19 protein-coding genes are annotated in these 22,016 nt (G+C 53.5%); 9 read left to right on the top strand and 10 right to left on the bottom strand.

The window, feature by feature from the left end:
- Window positions 1–568: 568 nt before the first annotated feature.
- Together DYY88_RS15790 and DYY88_RS15785 are read right to left on the bottom strand one after the other, a co-directional pair.
- Window positions 569–1,735 carry a hypothetical protein gene (locus DYY88_RS15790; protein WP_044150214.1) on the bottom strand — a complete coding sequence of 389 codons (1,167 nt, stop codon included), beginning with the start codon at window positions 1,733–1,735 and terminating at the stop codon, window positions 569–571.
- Window positions 1,736–2,180: 445 nt separating this feature from the next.
- Complete coding sequence (locus DYY88_RS15785; protein ID WP_130199472.1) at window positions 2,181–2,366, bottom strand: hypothetical protein; 186 nt, start codon at window positions 2,364–2,366, stop codon at window positions 2,181–2,183.
- 223 nt (window positions 2,367–2,589) lie between these two features.
- Here DYY88_RS15785 and msrB point away from each other — a divergent pair, with 223 nt between their 5' ends.
- On the top strand, window positions 2,590–3,201 hold the full coding sequence (msrB, locus tag DYY88_RS15780; protein ID WP_084606914.1) for a peptide-methionine (R)-S-oxide reductase MsrB: 612 nt from the start codon (window positions 2,590–2,592) through the stop codon (window positions 3,199–3,201).
- A 68-nt stretch (window positions 3,202–3,269) separates the two neighbouring features.
- Here the strand turns inward: msrB and DYY88_RS15775 are convergent, their stop codons facing one another.
- From DYY88_RS15775 to DYY88_RS15755, 5 genes are all read right to left on the bottom strand, one after another.
- On the bottom strand, window positions 3,270–3,917 hold the full coding sequence (locus DYY88_RS15775; RefSeq protein WP_084606915.1) for a DnaJ domain-containing protein: 648 nt from the start codon (window positions 3,915–3,917) through the stop codon (window positions 3,270–3,272).
- A 362-nt stretch (window positions 3,918–4,279) separates the two neighbouring features.
- Window positions 4,280–5,236, bottom strand: a complete 957-nt coding sequence (locus tag DYY88_RS15770; protein WP_039724848.1) for a hypothetical protein — start codon at window positions 5,234–5,236, stop codon at window positions 4,280–4,282.
- 30 nt (window positions 5,237–5,266) lie between these two features.
- Entirely contained in the window at window positions 5,267–6,331 is a 1,065-nt protein-coding gene (locus DYY88_RS15765; protein WP_044150211.1) for a YheT family hydrolase, read from the bottom strand.
- A gap of 149 nt (window positions 6,332–6,480) precedes the next feature.
- The gene (msrA, locus tag DYY88_RS15760) at window positions 6,481–7,158 is read right to left on the bottom strand and encodes a peptide-methionine (S)-S-oxide reductase MsrA (RefSeq protein ID WP_084606916.1); all 678 of its coding nucleotides are present in this window, start codon (window positions 7,156–7,158) and stop codon (window positions 6,481–6,483) included.
- A gap of 199 nt (window positions 7,159–7,357) precedes the next feature.
- Entirely contained in the window at window positions 7,358–8,506 is a 1,149-nt protein-coding gene (locus tag DYY88_RS15755; RefSeq protein ID WP_039724850.1) for a site-specific integrase, read from the bottom strand.
- Between the two features lie 122 nt (window positions 8,507–8,628).
- On the opposite strand from DYY88_RS15755, the gene petM reads away from it, so the two are divergent.
- Window positions 8,629–8,733, top strand: a complete 105-nt coding sequence (petM, locus tag DYY88_RS15750) for a cytochrome b6-f complex subunit PetM (protein WP_039724851.1) — start codon at window positions 8,629–8,631, stop codon at window positions 8,731–8,733.
- Between the two features lie 90 nt (window positions 8,734–8,823).
- Window positions 8,824–9,780, top strand: a complete 957-nt coding sequence (locus DYY88_RS15745) for an NmrA family NAD(P)-binding protein (protein ID WP_039724852.1) — start codon at window positions 8,824–8,826, stop codon at window positions 9,778–9,780.
- 302 nt (window positions 9,781–10,082) lie between these two features.
- On the opposite strand, the gene DYY88_RS15740 is transcribed toward DYY88_RS15745, so the two are convergent.
- Window positions 10,083–11,156: a hypothetical protein gene (locus DYY88_RS15740; protein WP_039724853.1), complete on the bottom strand. Its 1,074-nt coding sequence runs from the start codon at window positions 11,154–11,156 to the stop codon at window positions 10,083–10,085.
- A gap of 428 nt (window positions 11,157–11,584) precedes the next feature.
- The gene (locus DYY88_RS15735) at window positions 11,585–11,920 is read right to left on the bottom strand and encodes a hypothetical protein (RefSeq protein WP_039724854.1); all 336 of its coding nucleotides are present in this window, start codon (window positions 11,918–11,920) and stop codon (window positions 11,585–11,587) included.
- 135 nt (window positions 11,921–12,055) lie between these two features.
- Here DYY88_RS15735 and DYY88_RS15730 point away from each other — a divergent pair, with 135 nt between their 5' ends.
- From DYY88_RS15730 to DYY88_RS15720, 3 genes are all read left to right on the top strand, one after another.
- On the top strand, window positions 12,056–12,907 hold the full coding sequence (locus tag DYY88_RS15730) for an ABC transporter ATP-binding protein (protein ID WP_039724855.1): 852 nt from the start codon (window positions 12,056–12,058) through the stop codon (window positions 12,905–12,907).
- Window positions 12,908–12,915: 8 nt separating this feature from the next.
- Window positions 12,916–13,521: an SMC-Scp complex subunit ScpB gene (scpB, locus tag DYY88_RS15725; protein WP_039724856.1), complete on the top strand. Its 606-nt coding sequence runs from the start codon at window positions 12,916–12,918 to the stop codon at window positions 13,519–13,521.
- Window positions 13,522–13,733: 212 nt separating this feature from the next.
- Window positions 13,734–14,099, top strand: a complete 366-nt coding sequence (locus DYY88_RS15720) for a DUF760 domain-containing protein (protein WP_039724857.1) — start codon at window positions 13,734–13,736, stop codon at window positions 14,097–14,099.
- Between the two features lie 225 nt (window positions 14,100–14,324).
- On the opposite strand, the gene DYY88_RS15715 is transcribed toward DYY88_RS15720, so the two are convergent.
- Entirely contained in the window at window positions 14,325–15,389 is a 1,065-nt protein-coding gene (locus DYY88_RS15715; RefSeq protein WP_039724858.1) for a hypothetical protein, read from the bottom strand.
- Between the two features lie 383 nt (window positions 15,390–15,772).
- On the opposite strand from DYY88_RS15715, the gene DYY88_RS15710 reads away from it, so the two are divergent.
- The 3 genes from DYY88_RS15710 to DYY88_RS15700 all read left to right on the top strand — a co-directional run bounded on the left by DYY88_RS15710 (window position 15,773) and on the right by DYY88_RS15700 (window position 21,936).
- Window positions 15,773–16,939: a pyridoxal phosphate-dependent aminotransferase gene (locus DYY88_RS15710; protein ID WP_039724859.1), complete on the top strand. Its 1,167-nt coding sequence runs from the start codon at window positions 15,773–15,775 to the stop codon at window positions 16,937–16,939.
- Window positions 16,940–17,308: 369 nt separating this feature from the next.
- Window positions 17,309–18,694, top strand: a complete 1,386-nt coding sequence (locus tag DYY88_RS15705; protein WP_044150209.1) for an efflux RND transporter periplasmic adaptor subunit — start codon at window positions 17,309–17,311, stop codon at window positions 18,692–18,694.
- Between the two features lie 62 nt (window positions 18,695–18,756).
- A complete protein-coding gene (locus tag DYY88_RS15700) occupies window positions 18,757–21,936 on the top strand; it encodes an efflux RND transporter permease subunit (protein WP_039724860.1) in 3,180 nt (1,059 codons plus the stop codon).
- The last annotated feature ends 80 nt before the right edge of the window (window positions 21,937–22,016 follow it).

Below are 22,016 nucleotides of genomic sequence, written 5' to 3'. Positions count from 1 at the left end.
CTTAGTCTATACAATCACCGCTAGCTTCTGCTAAACGAGGTGTCTGCGATTCTCTGATAGGCTCGTACAAAACCCCTACAGGATTAGCTCAACCATGGGGTTGATGTTCATCTCGTCACGGCTCACTCGTTAACATCTGACGGCAAGCGGCGACACCCATGATTCTAGTCGGTCAGAGAGAATCCGCGCCGTTCTGGGAGTTGGTTGGCAATTGGGAACTCGGGCTGGGAAAGTGTCTTAAAAACGAGCGATCGCGGCTACTTTGACTCAGGTCAGATAGACCGCAGCAACCAATTTTTCTTGACCTCTAGAGGCATTTCGGCTCTGAATTGATCCACAAGCTGTCGGCCTGTTGGCACAGAATATTCGCCTGTTCTAGACTTAGATGTACTCAAGCAGCCCTGAGAGATGATGAGCTATCGCGACATGTGCTTCTACATAAATCAGGCACACACTCTTGGCACAATGTTTCTGCTGGACGCAGGCAACTTTGGGAGCGACTTCATTAACCACTGACTTATACAGCGGAATTATTATGCAGGGTCAACGTCTTACGTCCTAAGTACAACTAACCCTGAAGCTGGACAAGCATGATTTCATATGACTCTCGAAGCCTGGAGATTAGCTCATCGTAAATCAATTCATAATCCTTGTTTTCTTCTGGTAAATTGAGTCTTTTATTGATGTTTTTGATGGTTTGCTGTCTTTTGGATTCTGAGGTCAGGTGAGAACTCAAAATACGAAAATCGTAGAGTACATAAAATGGGAGTGCAACCTCTGAAAACCTAGGTGTTTGAAGAATATTTTCTAGCCACTTTTCAAGGAGCTTTAGGGATCGAAGGCTCTTAAGCTCGTTTTTACTCAGTAAATCTTTTAGTTCACTCTTGAGAAATCGAGCATCTAAGCTTTCAATCATAACTCGATTAAGTGCTTCTATGACCGGACCAACATGCTTTTCTTGCCAAAATACTGGTCGGTCAAGGTTCTCAATAACTTTACTTATTTCTCCTTCTAATGTGTGAAGATATCCTTTCCGCTCTCTCAAACAAGCTTTTACGACCTCTGACCTAACATGAAACAAAGCATTTTCAGGAGATGGGTTAGAGAACTGAACTTCTATCTGAGATTCATAAAATTCCGAGCATAAGTCATGGTCAGAATACACATTTTCAGATCTTAGATAATGCTGTTCATTTAGAGGCAGCTTGTCAATATCACCTAGCCACATGATTACTTTTCGATTTCTATTGATGCCGAAAGAAATATTGAAGTCATCTTTATTTTCGATACTTCCATAAGTTTTGGAAAATAAATCTAGGCGATAGTCAGGATGTTGAGAATATTTATTCAACACCGCAAGGTTGAAGAAAACTGGGGTTAGGAAGCCATCATCCCAAGGTCTTTGCAATCCTGGTATATTTTCATAGTCTCTATGATCATAGAGAAACTCTACTTTTCCATAATTAAAGTGTCTTTTGAAATCTTGCCTAGGAGATAGACGTACTACTGGTTTTGCTTGCTCTTTTGCTTGCTCACTGACTGTTAGTATGACTGCTTTTGTTTTTTCTGGAAAATAGTATGTAGAGCAGTTGTCACAACGCAGGAGAGGAATATCTGATAAGTATATGTTTATGCCCTCAAACACTATTAAATGTCTGTCAAAACAGAAGTCTAGCCAACCGTCACAAATTTCACAATAGTGGGTTTGAGTTTTCTCGAATTGTAAGTCAACCATTTGATCTGAAAAGCCCCTGGCTGGCAACTAAATTACCGCCCAAAATAGTTAATCTTGTGATAGTTAGATAGATGATTCACTTGGGACTTCCATTCCCTTGACTTTACATGGTAGATGATCTTTCAGCTACGTACCCACTAAGGTTGAGATTTATGAAATCCTTTAAATGGAGATTTTATGCACATGTTCGTATTGCGGCAGATTACAGGGATCGTTCTGCCGATCGATTTAAATACGTCCGACTGCAAGAAACTCGCCGCATCCTAATTCCTGATTTTGGTCGATCACAAGAAAGTTTCTACATCTTTTCAAGCTTAGAGCGCAACTGATACTGAACACTTTTCTGAGACCCTTCAGAGGTTACCTGACTGTTTCACCTCATTAACTCTTACAACAGTACAATCAGGAATCGAAACGCGCGATCGCTCTCACCCTAACCCCAAAACTATCGCCCTCTCCGCATCCGGGCCTGAAAAGATACGAGTTTGCGGATCTCGTGGGTAATGTCCTCCTGGTCTTCATTCAGCACGGTGTAAGCTTGGGCGTCACTCTGCATGAGCGACATCACCAAATCAGTGACCGCTTGGGGGTCGGTCGAGTCGAGTTGGATGGGGGCTCGGTTGTAGTTCATGACGTCCTCATTCATCGGCAATGCTGCACCATGCCACGCTAGCGAGAATGGCTGGTTCCATGAGGTATCAACGGCTAGTTTGCGGTCAGCCTTAAGCAAGAAACCAGAATTGACGATCGCGCATGGAATTGTGCGATCGCAATTTGCTCATTGGCGCGGAATCTCGCCCTGAAAATCGTTACGCTAAGTAACGGAAGCGTTGGGTACGGAGTGAAGAGGTTTGATGAAACGACTGTATTGGTTGGTTTGCGTTAGCGTTGTGCTCGGCGTGGTCACACTGTTGACCCCCCTGCCCAATCATTCCATCACGGCGGCGATCGCTGGCCCCATTGCGGCTCTGAATGCGCCTGCGGATTTTCAAAAACCCACCGATGCCGTGTTGCGATCGCAGCTCACCGACTTGCAATATTCCGTCACTCAAGAAGACGCCACCGAGCGCCCCTTCCGCAATACGTACTGGAACAACAAAAAGCCCGGCATTTACGTGGATATCGTCTCTGGGGAACCGCTGTTTTCGTCCCTCGATAAGTTTGCGTCGGGTACCGGGTGGCCCTCGTTTTCGCAACCGCTGGAACCCAGCAACGTCGTCGAACGGGAAGACCGCTCGTTCTTTATGACGCGGACGGAAGTGCGCAGTCGTCAGGCCGACTCTCACCTCGGGCATGTCTTTAACGATGGGCCAAAGCCGACCGGACTCCGCTACTGCATGAATTCAGCGGCGCTTCGCTTTGTCCCCGTGGCGGATCTGGCTGCCGAAGGCTATGCGCAGTACCTGCCGCTGTTCGACTCTGCCGAGTTGGATGCTGCACAAACTGATGAAACTGACGCGGCTTAGCGCGATCGCCCATCTCACCAGGGCATGGCAGGATAACGACTCACCCGCCCACGACCGTCTAGAGCAGCTTATTTAGCAGCGGTAGTTCGCTGCTGCGAGGCATGTTCCATGCGCTGAAAATCGCGGTTCACCTCTTGCCACAGCACTTTATTGTGGGGGTCCAGGCGCAACGCTTTTTTCAACGCGCGGCGGGCCTTGTCATGATGACCGTGACGAACTAGATAGCGCCCCCAGCGCTGATAGGAGATCGCTTGCCATTGGGTCACTTCCGGGTCGTCCGTGAGTCGTTGGGCGAGTCCATCCACCAGCGCGATCGCTCGGGGAAACTTTTGCGCTTGAAACAAGAGTTGCAGTTGGTCAAAGCCCTTTTGTTTCAATGCCTGATCTTCGGGGGTGAGATTGGGATTTACCTGCACCGTCACCTTCGACGCGGCAGTCTTGTGAATCGTGACTTTGGGCCGCGATGGTGACGCGGTGGTCTGTGACGTGGTGACCGTCGCCGCGACCGTTGCCGTGGTCACGGTGGGCATCGCGTCGGCCAGCGCCTGATACGCCTTGGTGATGCGGATAAACTTATCCTCAGCCTCGCGATCGCCCGGATTCATATCCGGATGATAACGCCGCGCCAGTCGCCGATATGACGCTTTGACCTCGGCAAAACTCGCATCCGACCGCAGCCCCAACACTCTGAGTTCATCTACCAGTTGCCTGCGCACCGCTGCCGTTGCCTCCTGTTACTCGCTTGACCTAAGTGACGCCAAGATTGGCCTCAGGTTAACTGATCAATCACAATTGCGCTCAAAAATATGGATAAGTCTACCGATTAATTGTCAAAACGGTGCAAGTTTATCCGCATGTTGCAGGCATCGAGACGGTAATGCCAAGGGCGGGCTCTCCCGTGCCCGCCTGCCAACGCGACCGGGGCAGGGAGATTGCATTTGATGGGAATGGTCATCTGGGCGCTTCACGGCGAGCCATCTATGGTCGCGTGGGGGCAGCAAAAGCGGCCAAAAGCTTGATTCGGTCAGGCTTTCAACTTCCTGTGGCAGTCCGTCATCAGACTCTGAGCCAGTCATGATCAACGCTTTTTCTTTTTGCCCTTTTTCTTCTTCTTGCTAGCAGCGGGAGTCCCAAAGCCTGGCTTGGCCTCAGGGGTGGCGCTCTTTTTGCCCGCTAGCAGGTCATCAAAGCCGGGGGGACGGCTGTCGGGAAAGGCACTCGGATCGACCGGCAGGCCCGTCTCAAAGGCATTCGGCTTGTCCATCCGCTGGAGGACGTCGATCATGTCTCGCATTCGCTGCATTTCTGGAGGAAGTGCCGGCGTGAGTTCTTCTTCCGTAAAGTCAGACTCTGATTTCAGACCGAGCTCCACTTGGGCACCAGGCCAAGTGGCCGTAATGAATTCATCAATTTGTCCCGCCGCATAGGCCTGTTCCAGCAATTCAGCCGCTTCTGTCGCTTTGAGTCTTAATAAACCGATCGCGAGAAAGGAGTTGTTATCAACCTGATTGGTCGCATAGGTTTCCAGCAGTTGCATCAGAATTGAGACGACTTGGTCGCGACTCTCGGAAAACTTTTCGGGCACCTTATACAGCCCTTCGATCAGCGGCAAAATGCGGTTTTCAGTCGCGAGGTTAGCTTCAATCAGTTGGGTGACGGGCTCAATAACCGGGGGACCCCAGGCCTCAATCATGTCGATGAACTCTTCGCCGACCCATTCATCCAACTCCGATTGCAACAGGTCGATGGTGTGCGCTCCAAAGATGTCGAGCGATCGCAGTTGGTACAGCGATCGCCAGGCGTGAATGGGGGCGCACCAGGCGGTTTCCAGGTCAATGTAGTCGGGCAATGGCGGCGGATTGTCGGGATCATATGCGGCTAAGGCCGTATCCTTCATCAACTCCAGCAAAGCGGGCACATGCTCAGCCGTAAACCCAAACTCGCTTACATAGTCGGGCCAGTCGGGGAGCCTGACGGGTTTAACGGCTTCGTAGCTCAGCAGTTGGGCAACCGGAGGGGAATAGTTATGAGTCATGGGCGCACTTCAGATAATCAGCGTCAGGCGTCAGTGGAATTGGCCACACCATTCTAAAACGCGGTTCCAAGCCCACCAAGGGTCAGGGTCGTGGGCGATCGCTTGCCCCCGGCGACTACTGACGTACCCGACATGCCCCCCTTGGGACGTTAGACACAGATCAATTTGGGGATTGTGGGCGCAGGCCACTTGCAGGTCCGGAATCAGAGCGGGTGCAAACAGCGGATCATCCGCCGCGTAGAGAATGAGCGTCGGTTTGGCCAGATGCGGCAATAGCGACAACGCGCTGCTGGCCGTGTAATAGTCTGTCACCGAGTCAAAGCCTAGTGGTCCAATGACCAACTCTTCATCGAAGGTCCAAATGCTATTGGCCCGTTCAATCGCTGCTGGGTCAAACTGCTCTGGATGGGCCTGATTTAGTTGCCACGCCAGCTTTTGCAAATTGCTGGCGATGCTCTGTTCCATGAATTTACCGATGGGGTGTGAGGTCAGATAGCGCAGCGATCGCACCGAATCGAGACTCGGACAAATCACCGCCCCGCCTTGAATTTCGTCCGGCGAAATGAGAGCGCGATCGGCGGTTTGTGCTGCCTTGACGCCCCACAAGGCCAGCTGTCCCCCCAACGAATACCCCATAAACCAAAAGGGGGCAGGGCAGCCTAACGCTTTGGCTTGGGCCGCAATGCGCACAAAGTCCTCGCCTTCATACAGACCGTCGGAGGTCACCGCTGGCGACAGCGTGGCCGTTTTGCCGTGTGCCCGCCAGTCAAACAACACAACGGCATAGCCCGCCGCGATCGCCTTGCGTCCCAAAATTCTCAGAAACCACTGATTGTCTAAATCGCCGGTAATGCCGTAGGTGGCAATAATAGTTCCCTTAGGCTGCGGTGGCCGAGCCCAGATGCCATAAATCGGCACGTCTTTTGCCCCCGTAAAGATGTGGCTCTCGTAATGGGGCTCGGCCACCGAGGTTTGCCACTCCCAAATCTGGGGCGCAATTTTAGCGATGTAAGCCGTCATGACCATCCCGTTAGCAAGATACCAGGGCGGCAAAAACGGTGGAAATGTAGACACATCAATCCGTGAATTTCTCATACGATCTCAGGATTTCGCCAACTCCAGCAGTCCATCAGGGACCCGGTCCCTCGGTTCAGACCTCAAGGTTGCGGGTATCCCGGCAGGGACCGGGTCCCTCAGTGCCCGCGATATCCCCTTTTTTATTCTTGGGTCTGAACGGGGCGTGATTAGCTGGCAGCTGACTCGGTAGACTCGCCCGCTGCTTCGCCCCAGATGGCTTCTAAACGTTGGTCGCGGCCGCAGGCATAGCGGTAGACCTTGTAGCGCACCGGATGGGTTTGATAATAATTCTGGTGGTAATCTTCGGCTGGGTAAAAAGTTGATGCGGCGAGGATTTCAGTGGCGATCGCCTGGTCGAATTGGGTGGCTGCGAGGGCCTGCTTCGAAGTTTCAGCCGCGGCCGCTTGCTGCTCATCCGCATAAAAAATGACCGAGCGATACTGGCTGCCTTTGTCACAAAACTGACCGCGACTATCTACCGGATCGACGTTGTGCCAGAAGACCTCTAACAATTGGTCATAACTGATCTGAGCCGGGTCATACGCCACTTTCACCGCTTCGACATGTCCGGTTCCGCCGCCCGAAACTTGCATATAACTGGGGTTGGCTACCGTGCCTCCGGTGTAGCCCGAAGTCGTGCTGATGACGCCAGGTAACTCGTCAAAGGGCTTTTCCATACACCAAAAGCAGCCGCCCGCAAAAATCGCAGTGGCGGTCTCGGCCCCGTTGACGGCACTGGCGCTGTTCGCCGAAGCGATCGCTCCATTAGCAGCCCAACCAGGCGAGGCAAACGCTAGCGTCAAACTCAAAATACCGGCAATCAGACGAAGCCAAGAACGTGTCATCAAGCGTGCAGTGAAATCAACTTCTCTAAACCATGACACATTTCTTCACAGGCGATCGTGCTCAGGGCGATGCGCTGAAAAAACTCCCCAGACCCGCCGAAGATCGATACGGGTTGGGCACTGCCCAACCCCAACGGTAGGGGATGCGACTTGCAAGCAACTCCCTAACCGAGGAAACCTCACAGGGAGCCGCGAGGGGTTAAATATTGAGGGCAGTCCGCACCGCCTGCTGTTGATCGCGACGGGTAATCCACCGATGGTAGGTGCGATTGTGAATCGCGACGGAATGCCCCATCATGCGCGCCGCGACTGTGTCGGGCACCCCTAGCAAAATGGTGCGGACTGCCCAAGCATGGCGCAAGTCATAAGGGGAAAAGGGAATGCTGTAACGCTGGAATTGAAGGGTCACTTGCTGGCCAATGCGTTGTAAGGTCGTGTGCCGCAAGTCAGTCTCCAAGTTCGGCAGGCAGACTGTCCGGAGGTCAAATTCGGCAATCCACGCGGGGGGAAACGGCCAAACGTCATGCGCCCCGGTTTTAGTGGTATCAAGCACTTCGATCGCCGCTTCGGCATCCCCCGACTGCAACGCCTGATAATCACTGAAAAACACCTCGTGATTACGCAGACCGTACACGGCCATCACGCCGTAAACAAACTGCCACGCCGGATTCGGAATGCGATGAAACCATTCCACAATTTGGTCATCAGTAGGCAAATCGCGCCGTTGGGTGCGACTACTGCCGTATTTGCCCCACAGTGTTTTCAGCTCAACGGGCAACTCTAGCGCGAGGAATTGGGCAAATGCTTCCAGCGCGGTGCAACAGACCTGCCGACTGCGAGAATTGGCCCGCGTTTCTTGCACCGTTGCGACGATCGCCTCCGGCAAGCTCAGATTTGCCCGGCGATCGCTGAGCGACTGCAACTTTCGCAGGTAAGGAGCATAGGCTTTGCTCCACGTCGCCTGCACTGAGGCGGGATGCTTGTCGGGGTCGGCTTGGGCCTCAGCTAGATAATGCTGCTCAAAGGCCGCGATTTTGTCCGCCAAGTCATCAGACCCGAGCATTGGGCCAGACTGTACCAAATAATGTCGCCAGTCAAAGGTGCCTTCAATCAGCCTGGCTGCAATGACCTTGGCTTCCTGTTCGGCCTGTTTCAACGCGGCTTTATTCGCGGGCAGCTTGAGGGGAATGCGCTGTTGATAAGGGCGGCTGCGATCGCTGCCTGGTCGAGGCGGCAACGTGCCGCGCAACGCCAGCATATCGCCGCGCCGCTCGACTTTGAGCCCGAGCCGAGCGGCCTTGAACCGAGCATTCACCTGATCGAGATGGGAATCCAAAGGATGAGCCATATTCCACCAGCGGCACCAGCGACACAAAGACTAAACGTGAGACCTCGAAACTGTAGAATAAACGGTGCGAACACCGCGTTTTCAATGATCAAACGCAATTAAGCATAGGAGATAAATTCATCATGGGCGGCGAAATTTTTAGTACGGGTATTCTACTCTTTGTTTTGACCTTGGTGGGTCTGGGCTTAGGCTTTGTCATGCTGAAGCTGCAGGGCGGTGAAGAGTAGATTTGCCCAAAACCCCAGGGACGATTCGTCAGACACCTGGGGTTCATCTGCTATGGTTAGAAGAACGTAAACTTTTGTTTCTAATTTCTCATGAAACTTTTGGTCGTCGGTGCCACTGGCACGCTGGGCAGACAGATTGTGCGCCGAGCGCTGGATGAAGGGCATGAGGTGCAGTGCTTGGTTCGCAGCTTTCAGCGCGGCGCTTTTTTGCGAGAGTGGGGGGCTCAGCTGCTGCGCGGCAATCTTTGTGCGCCTCAGACGCTACCTCCAGCCTTAGAAGGGGTGGAGGCCGTCATTGACGCGGCTACAGCACGGCCTACGGATGCGATCGACCAAGTGGATTGGGATGGCAAAGTCAATTTGATCAAGGCGGCCAAAGCAGCGGGGGTGAATCGCTACGTCTTCATTTCCATCCTGGGGGCTGAGAAGTACCCTGACGTGCCGTTGATGAATATCAAGCACTGCACGGAGAAATTCTTGGCAGAGTCGGGCCTCGATTACACCATTCTGAAGCCCTGCGGCTTTTTACAGGGGTTGATCGGCCAATACGCCATTCCCATTCTGGAGAAGCAGGGCATTTGGGTGATGAACGGAGCGGCCCCCATTGCCTACATGAACACCCAGGATATTGCCCGATTTGCGATCGCCGCGCTGGATAATCCCGACACGGTGAAGCGCAGCTTTCCTTTGGCGGGCAGTCGCGCCTGGGACTCGAACGAAATTATTCGACTGTGCGAGCGCTTGACTGGGCAAGATGCGCGCGTCTCTCGCATGCCACTGGGGCTATTGCGTACGGTCAAAAAAATTCTGACTTATTTTCAATGGGGTTGGAATGTCGCTGATCGCCTCGCCTTTACCGAAGTGGTCGTCGGGTCGGAGGCGATTATTGCGCCGATGGACGAGGTTTACGAAACTTTTCACATTGACTCCGGTGAAATTACCACCGTCGAAGAGTACCTGGGCGAATACTTCAGCCGCATTATGAAGAAGCTCCGCGAACTCGACTACGATCGCGAAAAAGCCAGCAAGAAGAAACTGCCCTTCTAGTCAGTTCGGGAAGATGTGGGACGGGTGCTCCGCTCCCTCCCGTTTTTCCTCTATTGCCTGATTGAGTAGCCTTTCTCTCCAGAACATGATGCAGGCCAAGCTCTCAGCTGTCTGATTGTTAGTCTTTTCAGGTTATCTAGGGCGAATGTCATTCGTCCCTAGATTTTGTAGTTTGAGAAATCGCGGGTTGGCCGAACCTGGCGGCGGCTGATCGGCTGCCTGCCCAAGCAAAGTATCAGTGTTAATTGACCTGGCGTCAGTCGGCTGTCCTCAATCAGGCTGTGTTGTTCCTGCCGACCCCCTTATCTCAAGTTAAGGGCGTTGCCTTGGTTGATGTATTCACTGACAAACCCTTGGCGAAACGTCACGGTGCTATTGCCAAAACTAAAGACTTCCTTGCAGTTGGTGTCCAGCCGACTGACGGCGGTTGGCGTTTGCTGCTCTGCCTGTAAGACATCAACCCGATTGGCCCCAATGCGCCAAAATGTGGCGGCTGTTGAACTGTTAACCGGCGTCGGCATCATCGACACTTTGAGGTTGCCGTTGGCGTTGGTGTAGCCAATCACGCGATCGCCCTCCAACTGCACGATGCTGCTGCCATAGTGCAACGTCACCGCATTCTGAAAGGTGCTGGTGCGAGTGGGGGTTCCTTGAATCTGAAACACCTCCGCTTGGGAAGAACCAATGGCCCAATGTTCTGGCGAAGACTGAAATGACAACGCGACTTGCCCATCACCCAATACTTTAAGATTGCCATCCGCATCACTGAAATCAACGACATAGCCATTCTTCAGCTCGACAATACTATCGCCGTAATACAGCACCTCTTTACAAGAATTGCCGTACTGCGTCATTCGCGCGGGCATCCCCTGTAAGGCAATCACCAATTCCCGATCAGAGCCAATCGTCCAATAAGACTGCGCTTTGGGATTGATGGGTGCCCGGGAATCGATATTGCTTTGGGCGTACTGTAAGTTGCGCGCGTACTCCACCTGCTTTTGCTGAGCAATCTCATAGCTGGGATGCGACATGGGCACCGATTCCATCTTGGTCAGCGCTTGCTGCCACAAAATGGCGACTTGGCTCCACTCTTCTCGGTATTGGGCACTTTGGGTGAGCTCTGCTGCACTCATCGCCTGACGCGACCCCTGGGCAAAAGGGTCTTCGATAGATAAGGCTCCTCTGGTCTCAGGTTGCAGCTTCAAGCCTGACAAGTTTGTCGTCAATGCCAACCACATACCGCCAATGCCGATGCCGACGCCCACAAGAGTCCACAGCAATCGGTTGCGAAATGCCTTGCGATGGTTGGTCAGCTCAAAGGTGTACAGGGGCTCAGACTGGTGACCTTCAAGCTCTGGATGGCGATTTTCTGACATACACAATGATGGTAAGAGGGCGCTCAACACAGAGCGTAGGCACAAACTCTGGCAGTCAAGAGAACGCAAACTGGGAGAAATACGTAGATCCTCAAATAATTTTAACGACCCTTGTTCTCACGAACCATTATTGGCAGGTTTGTATGGTTTCTTCTTTGTTTCTTGATAATCAGAGCATGAATTTTACATACGCTTTGCATTTCCCTCGGGCTAGGAATTTTCTCCTGAGGAAAATACAGAGGCTAGTGGCGTCAATGGCTACGAGATGGAGGCATGACGCCAGCAGGACGGACCAATAGCCAATATTGTTTCTCTTCCCACTTTCTGCCACGTGAGAAACCAGCCATCTCTGGCTGGCTGTTGGCCTGGGTGACGATCGGCGGCGCTAGCGGCAATCACTTCCTGGGGCTGGAGGGCTGACGCTGAGCTTAATAATTTGGCTCAGCGGTTTCTTGCTCATCATCAGGGTCAGATGCCCAGGTGCTCATGGCGCGTAATTCATCTGGAATTTGAGCATCAGGCGGAAATTCGAGCAGGGTTTCGCGATCGCCTAAGTAACCCGACATGGCAAACGAGGTCAGCAGGCGGCATAGAGCAATCCACACGGACTGTTCAAATTCCCACGGTTGGTCAAATCGGGCGGTATCAGCGATCGACTCCAGCGCCCAAAAGTAGCTGTTGCGTACTACTGAACCCTGCTTTTTGTAAGGGGGGACGTCATCCTTGTGGATGAGCAACACGGACGACTCGAGATGACAGCGCATATTTCTTCAGATCTGTACTCATGTGCAGATTTGGCCAGCAGTGCGTCATTATCCGCTAAATCTGCCAAGGGTTTGATACGTTTAATCAGTGGGCTATTACTAACTTCAATCCTTTTCCGGCCCAGTGATTACTCTATGACAGCTGCCGTTTGCGTTCAAAATTTGCACAAGGTTTACAACAGCTTGCACGTTGTAAATGACTTGTCTCTGACGATTCAGCCGGGTGAAAGTTTTGGGTTGCTCGGCCCCAATGGAGCCGGTAAGTCCACCACGATTCGCATGTTGACGACGTTGACTCAGCCTTCGGATGGCAATTTGGTGGTGGCAGGGTTTGACGTGCGGCGTGACCCAATGGATGTGCGACGCCAGATTGGCGTGGTGTTGCAACAAACCAGTGTGGATGGTGATCTCACGGTTTGGGAAAACATGGAGCTACATGGGCGGATGCACCACATTCCCAACCCGCAACGGCAAAAGCGGATTGATGAATGGCTCGGGTTTGTGGAGCTGGGCGATCGCCGCGATAGCAAGGTCAAGACGCTATCTGGCGGCATGAAGCGACGGCTGCAAATTGCCCGAGCGCTCTTACATAACCCCAAAATTTTGTTTTTGGATGAGCCCACGGTGGGGCTCGATCCGCAGACTCGTCGCCGCCTCTGGGAAATTATTCGTTCACTGAATCAGCAAGGCATGACGATGCTGCTGACCACCCACTATATGGAAGAGGTGGAGTTTTTGTGCAACCGCATTGGCATTTTGGATCAGGGGCAGCTCATTGCCTTGGGGACGCTGGCTGAGTTGCGCGAGCGGCATGGTGAGGGCATTCTCATGCGGCAAACGGGCGATCGCTGGGATTATCAGTTTTTTGGCACCCTGGCCGAAGCCAATGACTATTTTGAGCAGCAGCCCGACAAAACTGGCATGATGACGCGCCCATCGAATTTAGAAGATATCTTTGTAGAGCTCACTGGTCGCAATCTGGATTAAACGTCGCCATGCCTAAACTGGCCAGCGTCATCGAAGCAATTTTGTATCTCAAGGGACGGCCGCTCAATATCGCTAACCTGGCGGAATATGCTGGGTGCGATCGCGAGATGGCCGAAGAAGGGCTGATGGACCTCATGAATGAGTACGCCCACCGCGAGAGTGCTCTGGAAATCATTGAGACTAAAGATGGCTATTGCCTGCAATTGAAATCGGGCTTTCGCCATCTGGTCGATACGCTGATTCCCCTCGATTTGGGAGTGGGGGCCCTGCGCACCTTGGCCGCGATCGCCTTGCGAGGCCCCATCGCCCAGACTGACCTGATCGATATTCGGGGGTCGGGCGCGTATCAACACGTTAACGAACTGGTCAATCTGGGCTTCGTGAGGAAACGTCGCCAAGCCGATGGCCGCTCGTTTTGGCTACAGGTGACTAATAAATTTCACCAGCACTTCGAAATTGACGACCTGCCCGCCTTTACTCAACCAGTCGCCAAGGCTCAAAAGTCCACTGCTGATGGGGATGCTGATGACAGTCCTGATGGCGCGCCCCCATCACCAGCCGAGTCGGAAGCAACTGCTGAGTCGCTATCTTCTGCGACCGGACCAGAGGCCTAATCTCAAGTTGCTAGAGACCGGAGCAGCACCCTAGCGAACAGCCCATCATTTGTTAAGGTGGAACAACACAAAACCGGGCGGATGCTGTAAGTTGGCCGTCAAGCCAGTGATCCCTTGCTGGTCAAGGCTTTTGCAGCGTTTGTGTAGATTACCGACTGGAATAATTTAGTCAGGCGGTCTAAGGTTTAGGAGATAGGAACAGCAGGATTTCCATGACATTTAACCCTGAGCGCGTTGATTTTGTAGGCCTGCATGTCGATGACGAAGCTGGTAATCAGCTTCTGCAATACCTCAAGCATCAGTCGCCGGAGGTATTGAGTCGGGTGGCCCAGGCGGTCACTCCCGAAATTAAGCAGATCATTTCGCAAAATGTGCAAGGTCTCATTGGGGTATTGCCCGGTGATGGCTTTAATGTCCAAGTCTCTACTGACCGAGAAAATCTGGCGGGTCTACTGGCGTCGGCCATGATGACTGGATATTTTCTGCGGCAAATGGAACAGCGTATGGAGATGGATGCTTCCTTAATGGGAGCCCTCTTTGACACTGATGAAGAGGCAGACGATTGGTCTGATCGGTAGCTTCGCTGGGCTCGGCGATCGCCACTTTAGCCAAGAACTTTCAGGATAGATTGCTGATTGCTCAGCAGTTTCCTGTTGCAGCGTGATTATTTTTGCGTGGGATGATGACTACGCAGATGAAGCAGCTGGACAGGTCTTGCACAATATACCTGCTGTGAACCTTTGGGGGTGCATGACATCGTGTCATGCACCCCAGAATTTTGGGCCTTGTTGCCCAGTGCGGGTTTAATTGGGGCTCAAAGCGTAGACTTCTCCCTCGAACAAAATTCGGGTGATCCCTTTCGCTTCTAGGTATCCCTGAGTTTTATTCAGCATCAGTCCATCCGGCACTTTAATGATGCGTTGGTTGCGTCGGGCAAAGCGTCGGGCGACCCGATGGTTATCAAATACTGGCAATGTCCGGGCTTGCTCTTCTCCAGGGGGAATCACCCCCAGCTCAGAGAAGTCCTTGAGTGGACAGGTGATGAGCTCTGCCATGCGATCGACGACTAGATAGCACGGCTTGGTAAGCGAGAAGCTATCGAACGAGTGAATCGTTAACTCAGCTTCGCGAGGCACGCTGTAGGATTCGGCCTCGTCGGTCTCGTCATCATCATCCCAAGTTTCGTCATCCCAGTCTTCATCCGCTTCTTCGTCATAGTCTTCCGAGTCGGCCAGCCCCTCAGAGACCCAGGCGGCGACTTCTTGCTCTTCATCTTCGTCAGCTTTTACAGGGGGGGCGATCACTCGACGGGGAGCTGGGACGGGTTTGGGCGTGGTGGTTTTTGCAGCATTTTCAGCTGAATCATCCTTAGTTGAGTCATCGGCTAAGGCATCGGAGGTGGCGGCAGTTTCTGGCTGTGGCTCTTCGGTGTCAGTCGTCGCTGCTGTTGACCGTCGGCGTCGCCGCATGGGGCGCTCTTTGGTGGCGGTAGTCGCGGTATCTGAGTCGGCGGCAACTTCTGGTGAGTCTGAGTCGGCCTCTTCCGCATTCGTATCGGTACCAGCCGGTGCTGCGGAATCGGGCGCTTCTGAAGATGTGTCTTCGGCTGTCTCCGAGGTGTTGGTTTCAGCTTCCAGTTGTTCCACTACGGGGCTACTCGCGAGTGGAAAACTGCCTCGCTCACCGCTCCGCTTCCATTTCATGAGTTTGGTATATTCCTCGTCGGGGAGGACTTGCTTCAACACCCGGCTGACAGTGCTGCTGCTGATGCCAAACTTGTTTGCTAAGGTCGAGGTCGTTTCTCCCGGTTGGCAATAAATGCTAGTGATTTGTCGTTTATCGGCGTCAGAAAGTTTGCGTGGTGCCATTCGGGAATGCGGGTTGATGATCAGATCGCCTTTAATCTTACTGCGATGCTGGGGTTACCGACGCAATTTGCCAAAGTCGATAACGCACTGTCAGATTTCGTCAACTTTTCCCCGCGATCGCTGAATTTCCATAACCGGTGAACGCGCTGACTTCATTAGTCTTAACAATGACAAAATAATGAGCCGAATTTTTGTCTGGCGGCGACCAGGGCAGCGTTAGTGGCTGCACTCGCACGGAGTTTTGGCGCCGCGATCGCCCGCCAATATTGAGTTTTTTATCCCAGGCAAAGAAATGCTGGTGGGGACAGCACCCAGCCGTGATTCAGGTTACGCTTAAGAGCTAATCGTCGTTGTTAAGTACCGAGCCGAACACGGATTCAGACATGGAATTGGCCAACAGAATTCAGCAAGTCACCCCGTCGATGACCCTGGCAATTTCCGCAGAGGCCAAGGCCATGAAAGCTGCGGGGATTGATGTTTGCAGCTTTAGTGCGGGGGAGCCGGATTTTGATACTCCGACTCATATTAAAGCGGCGGCTAAACGTGCTCTGGACGAAGGCAAAACCCGGTACGGTCCAGCCGCTGGGGAGCCGGCCCTGCGAGAAGCGATCGCCCAAAAACTGCGAACCGATAATCATCTCGACTACCAGGCGGAGAACGTTATTGTTACCAACGGCGGCAAGCATTCGCTTTATGGACTGATGATGGTGGCGATCGAGCCGGGGGACGAGGTGATCATTCCCGCGCCTTATTGGGTGAGCTATCCGGAGATGGTGAAGCTGGCGGGGGGCACGCCAGTTATTGTGCCGACCACGCCAGAAAGTGACTACAAGATTACGCCTGCCCAATTGCGAGCAGCGATTACGGATAAAACCAAATTATTTGTCCTTAATTCACCTTCCAATCCAACGGGCACGGTTTACACGCCAGCCGAAATTCGGGCGTTGGCGACAGTGGTTTTGGAGACGGACATTTATGTGGTGTCTGACGAAATCTACGAAAAGATTTTGTATGACGACACCCAACACCTGAGCATTGGGGCGGTCAGTCCAGCAGTATTTGAGCGGACAATCATTAGCAACGGATTTGCCAAGGCTTATTCCATGACGGGGTGGCGTGTGGGCTATTTGGCGGGGCCACAGTCTCTGATCAAAGCTGTGAGCATTTTGCAAGGTCAAAGCACGTCCAACGTTTGTACGTTTGCGCAGTATGGGGCGATCGCGGCCCTGACCTCCCCCCAAGATTGTGTCGAAAATATGCGCCTGGCATTTGCCGAACGACGCGCATTTATTTTTGACCGGGTGAATCGCATTGCGGGGCTTAAAGCGACTAAACCAAATGGAGCGTTCTATTTATATGTCGATATTGCCAGCCTGAACCTGCCGTCAATTGAATTTTGCGAAACCCTGCTTAAGGAACATCATGTGGCCATGATTCCGGGGATAGCATTTGGCAAAGACGGCACAGTGCGGATTTCCTACGCCACCGACATGGCCACGATTGAAGAAGGCATGAATCGCCTGGAAGCCTTTGTCAAGGCGCGGCTGTAGTGAAGGTGTGGCAGTTTGGAGCGATCGCTTCAGATCATGAGCATTCAACGAGTGGGAACAGCCGTTTCTACGGTTCCTGGCTAGCGGCGCATTGATTCCGCCAAGATGGACCTTCATTATCCTGAACCGCAACGCTGGGATTGACCATCCGCAGTCAGATGCCGATTGACAACGGGTTTCAATTCACCGCCCAAAAATCTGCCTTTCGACAGTTCCCGATCGCACTAGCGATCACCCACTTTGATGAAGGCATTTATATCCACAGCAATCGCCTCAGTTTTGCGTTCGGAAGATACCGACAAAGTTGTTGAGTTGCATTACTATGGTCAAATTGCCTAAACGGTTCAGTTTAATTTTGGGGTCTCGGTAATGGCTGCGCCCAATCTATCTTCTACCAAGCCACTGTCAACAAGTGCGGCCAGCGATCGTCGTCCTGGTATGGGGCGGTGGCTCATCGCTGGGGGCATCGGTATTTTATTGCTGGCTGGCGGGTTTCTGGTCTGGCGCTTGATGGGCTCGCGCGGCCCCGGCGGGATGGGTATGCCGCCGGGGGTGACCGTGCAGCTAGAGCCCGTGCAAACGGGGAATGTGCAAGATGCTTCGGAGTTTTTGGGCAGCCTGGAGGCGCAAACTGGGGTGGTGTTGCAGCCCGAGGTTTCGGGTCGAGTAACGCAGGTGTATGTCAGCGCGGGCGATCGCGTGAGCCCGGGGCAACCCATCGTCTTAATCAGCCCGGATCGCACTCAGGCTGAGGCTAACGCGGCAACGGCAAATGTCGCCGCCGCCGAATCGGCCCGGCAGTCAGCGGCGTCTTCTCTGCAAGCCTTGTTAGCACGCAGGGCCGAACTAGAGGCTGAACTCGCCCTGCAAGAAGCTGAATTTAACCGAACACAACAACTCGTTGCTCAGGGCGCCCAGTCGCAACAAGAGCTTGATTTGGCTCGCCGAGATTTAGAGGTAGCCCAGGCGACCCTGGCTTCGGCCCGAGATGAAATTGCTGCCGCCCAGGCCAATTTGAATCAGGCGGAAGCCAGTGTCGCCCAAGCTCAAGCTAATCAAGCCGCGGCCCAGCAGAGTTTGCAAGATCGGACGGTGACGGCTCCGATCGCTGGTACCGTCGGCAATTTGAACGTTAAACTCGGTGATTTTGTCAGCACCAACACCGTGATCACCAACATCACGGAAAACGCGACCCTGGAACTTGATTTGCAGATCCCCATTGAGCAGCGCGATCGCTTGCAATTGGGTCTGCCAGTGGAATTGCTGCCGGTGGATGGTGAAACTGCGATCGCTACGGGCGGCATCAGCTTCATTTCGCCCCAAACTGACTCCGACACCCAAACTGTGTTGGTCAAAGCGCAATTTGACAATCCGCAGGGGCAGTTGCAAGACGCCCAAAAAGTCGAAGCGCGATTGATCTGGTCAGAACAGCCCGGGGTGTTAGTGCCCACGGCGGCGATTACTCGGCTGGGCGGCCAGACCTTTGTTTACGTCGCAGATGAAGGCACTGAAGAAGAGTTGCCCCCACCGAATGCGGTGCCGCCGGGGATGCCTGCTCCAGAGCAAGTGGCCCGATTGCGTCCAGTGCAGTTAGGCAATATTCAAGGTAATGATTTTGAAGTGCTCAGTGGCCTCGAACTGGGGGAAACCATCGTCGTTTCCGGCATTTTGAATCTACAAGACGGCACCCCAATCTTGCCCCAGTCCGATGCGGATAGCCCTCCGGAAGACGCCAGTTCTGGCCCTCCTTCCTAGTCGGTCAACGTGAATTTGTCTCTTAACTTGCGCGATCGCATCCCGCCGTCAAGGAACCCTCAATGTTCGTCAATTTCTTCATCAAACGCCCAGTATTTGCTACGGTTTGCGCGATGATCTTGCTGCTGGTGGGCGCGATCAGTATTCCGACCCTGCCCATCGCCCAGTTTCCCGATATTGCGCCCACCCAGATTAGTGTTCGCGCCAACTACATCGGTGCGGATGCTGAAACGGTGGAAAAGACCGTTACCAACTTGATTGAGCGGGAAATTAACGGGGTCGAAGGGTTGCGTTACATGACCTCCAGCAGCAGCAACGATGGCACTAGCGCCATCACGGCGACCTTTGATTCGAGTCGTAACAAAGACATCGCCGCAGTGGATGTGCAAAACCGGGTCTCCCTCGCCGAGCCGCAGCTGCCCGAGCCGGTCTTACAAACAGGCGTCACGGTCAGCAAAGAAAGCAGCAATATTCTGCTGGCGATGAGCGTCTACACCCCAGACGATACCTACGACGACATTTTTCTCAGCAACTACGCCGATCTCTACATCGTGGATGCGTTGCGGCGGGTCGACGGGGTGGGCAACGTGGTGATCTTTGGCGAACGGACGTATGCCGTCCGCCTGTGGCTCAATCCGCAGCAGCTGGCGAGTCGCAATCTCACCCCGCAAGATGTGATCGATGCCCTGCGAGAGCAAAACATTTCCGTCGGGGCGGGACAACTGGGCCAGCCGCCATCCGCCGATTCCCAACAGTTTCAAATTGACCTGAGGGCGCTGAGCCGTTTTCAAGACATTGACGAATTTGAAAATCTCGTCATCAAAACGGGCGACAATGCTGAACTGGTCAAGTTCAGTGATGTGGGACGGGTCGAACTGGGGGCCGAAAGCTACGGTAGCTTTTTGCGGTTTCGGGGCCAAGAGGCCATCGGCTTGGGGATTTACCAACTGCCTGGCAGTAACGCTCTAGAGGTGGCGCAAGGGGTCAAAGATGAAATGGCCCGTTTGGCCGAACAGTTTCCCCCAGGCATGGAGTACGGCATTGGCTTTGATACGACGGACTACGTGCAGCAGTCTTTGACCGAAGTCGTGTGGACGTTGGTGCAGGCGGTACTGCTAGTTGTCCTGGTGATTTTTGTCTTTTTGCAAGACTGGCGCACCACGATCATTCCCGCCGTGACGATTCCGGTGGCGCTGATCGGTACCTTTGCCATTGTGAAAATCTTTGGGTTCTCCATCAACAGCTTGACGCTGTTTGGGCTGACCCTGGCGACGGGCATGGTGGTAGACGACGCGATCGTGGTGGTTGAGGATATTGCTCGCAAGATTCAGGACTTGGGCATGCCGCCGACCAGAGCCGCGATCGAGGCGATGCGGGAACTCACCGGAGCGGTCATTGCGACCTCCTTGGTGCTGATGGCGGTGTTCATTCCCGTGGCCTTTTTTCCGGGCACGACGGGGGCGCTGTATCGCCAATTTGCGTTGACGATCGCCTTTGCGATCGCCCTCTCCACCTTTAACGCCCTGACGTTGACACCGACGTTGGCAGGCCTGCTGCTGCGCCAAAAACCGCCGATGGGCGGCTGGCTCGGCGCCTTTTTCAACCGCTTCAACCGCTTTTTGGACGGATTGCGGCGCGCCTATCGCGGCACCTTGGAATTGTTGAACTCGGTGAAACCGTTGGTACTGGCCGCCTTCGTTGCCCTACTGGTAATCACTGGCTGGCTTTATCGCTCCGCGCCTTCCGCCTTTTTGCCGGATGAAGATCAGGGCTACTTTATTACCTTGATTCAGGGGCCGGAGGGGGTTTCACTCAGTTACACCAGCGAGGTGATGAGCCAGGTCGAAGAAGACATTTTGGCGTTGCCCGGAGTGCGAGCGACCTTTGCCGTTGGGGGTTTCAGCTTTTCGGGCAGCACGTCTAATTCTGGGGTCGTGTTTACGACTTTGGAACCCTGGTCAGAACGCGGCCCTGGCGAATCCGCCCAAGCGTTGATCGGGCAACTGTTTGGCAAATTCTCCCAAATTACAGAAGCGCGGGTCTTTCCGGTGAATCCTCCCGCAATTCAGGGATTGGGGCAGTTTGGCGGGTTTCAGTATCAGCTGCAAGATCGACGCGGGAATTTGAGCATTGACGCCCTGGTGCAAAAAATGGGCGAGCTGTTGGGCGCGGCCAATCAAGACCCGAACTTGCAGAACGTGTTCAGTACCTACTCTGCTGCGACCCCTCAAATTCTTGTGGATGTGAATCGCGATCGCGCCAAAGCCCTCGGCGTTGATGTGGATGACGTGTTCAGCACGTTGCAGGCTTATGTCGGTTCCCGCTATGTCAATGACTTTACCCAGGGGCAGCGCACTTATCGGGTCTACGTGCAGGCTGACCAGCAATATCGTTCTAACCCCGACGACATCGACAAGTTGTACGTGCGTTCTGCGGGGGGCGACATGATTCCCCTGGGTAACCTGGTGACTTTGACCTCCGCAACAGGGGCGCAAACCATCAACCACTACAACCTGTATCGAGCGATCGAAATTACGGGCAGTCCTGCACCGGGGGTGAGTTCAGGCGTGGCCCTCAACACGATGGAGGAGCTATCGGCTCAAGTGTTGCCCCCGAGTATGGGCTACGAATGGTCGGGCACCTCGTTGGAAGAAATTGAATCAGGTAACCAAGCGCCGATCATTTTTGGCCTGGGATTGGTGTTTGTCTTCCTCGTTCTCGCGGCCCAGTACGAGAGCTTTATCGACCCAGTGGTGATTCTCTTTGCGGTACCGTTGGCGGTGCTGGGGGCGCTGCTGGCCCAAACCCTGCGTGGTCTGCCCAATGACGTGTACTGCCAAATTGGCCTGGTGATGCTGATTGGCCTTGCCAGCAAAAACTCCATTCTGATTGTGGAATTTGCCAATCAACTGCGCGGTGAAGGGCTCCCCATCGTCAAGTCAGCCTTTGAAGCGGCTGAGCAACGGATGCGCCCCATTCTGATGACGGCGATATCGACCCTGAGCAGTATCTTTCCCCTGGTGATTGCCACTGGGGCCGGAGCCGGGAGCCGTCAGTCGCTGGGGACGGCGGTGTTTGGGGGCATGTTTGTGGCGACTTTCCTCAGTTTGTTTGTGGTACCGATTTTGTACATCGTGGTGAAGCAACTCAGCGATCGCTACTTTGGTGGCCCGCCAGACAACGGATATGTCCCAGAGTCTGGCGATGCTCAACAGTTGGTCTTACCTACCCCACCTCGTTAGCCCCCGGCGCGTTGCTCATCGCTGAAAGGTGCCTCTAAACCAACTGCTGATCGTCTGAATCCCACTCGCAACCACTCGAA

Source organism: Leptolyngbya iicbica LK (assembly GCF_004212215.1).
Taxonomy (GTDB): Bacteria; Cyanobacteriota; Cyanobacteriia; order Phormidesmidales; family Phormidesmidaceae; genus Halomicronema; species Halomicronema iicbica.
The sequence above is the reverse complement of the archived record's forward strand: the minus strand, read 5'-3'. Positions and strand labels throughout refer to the sequence as shown.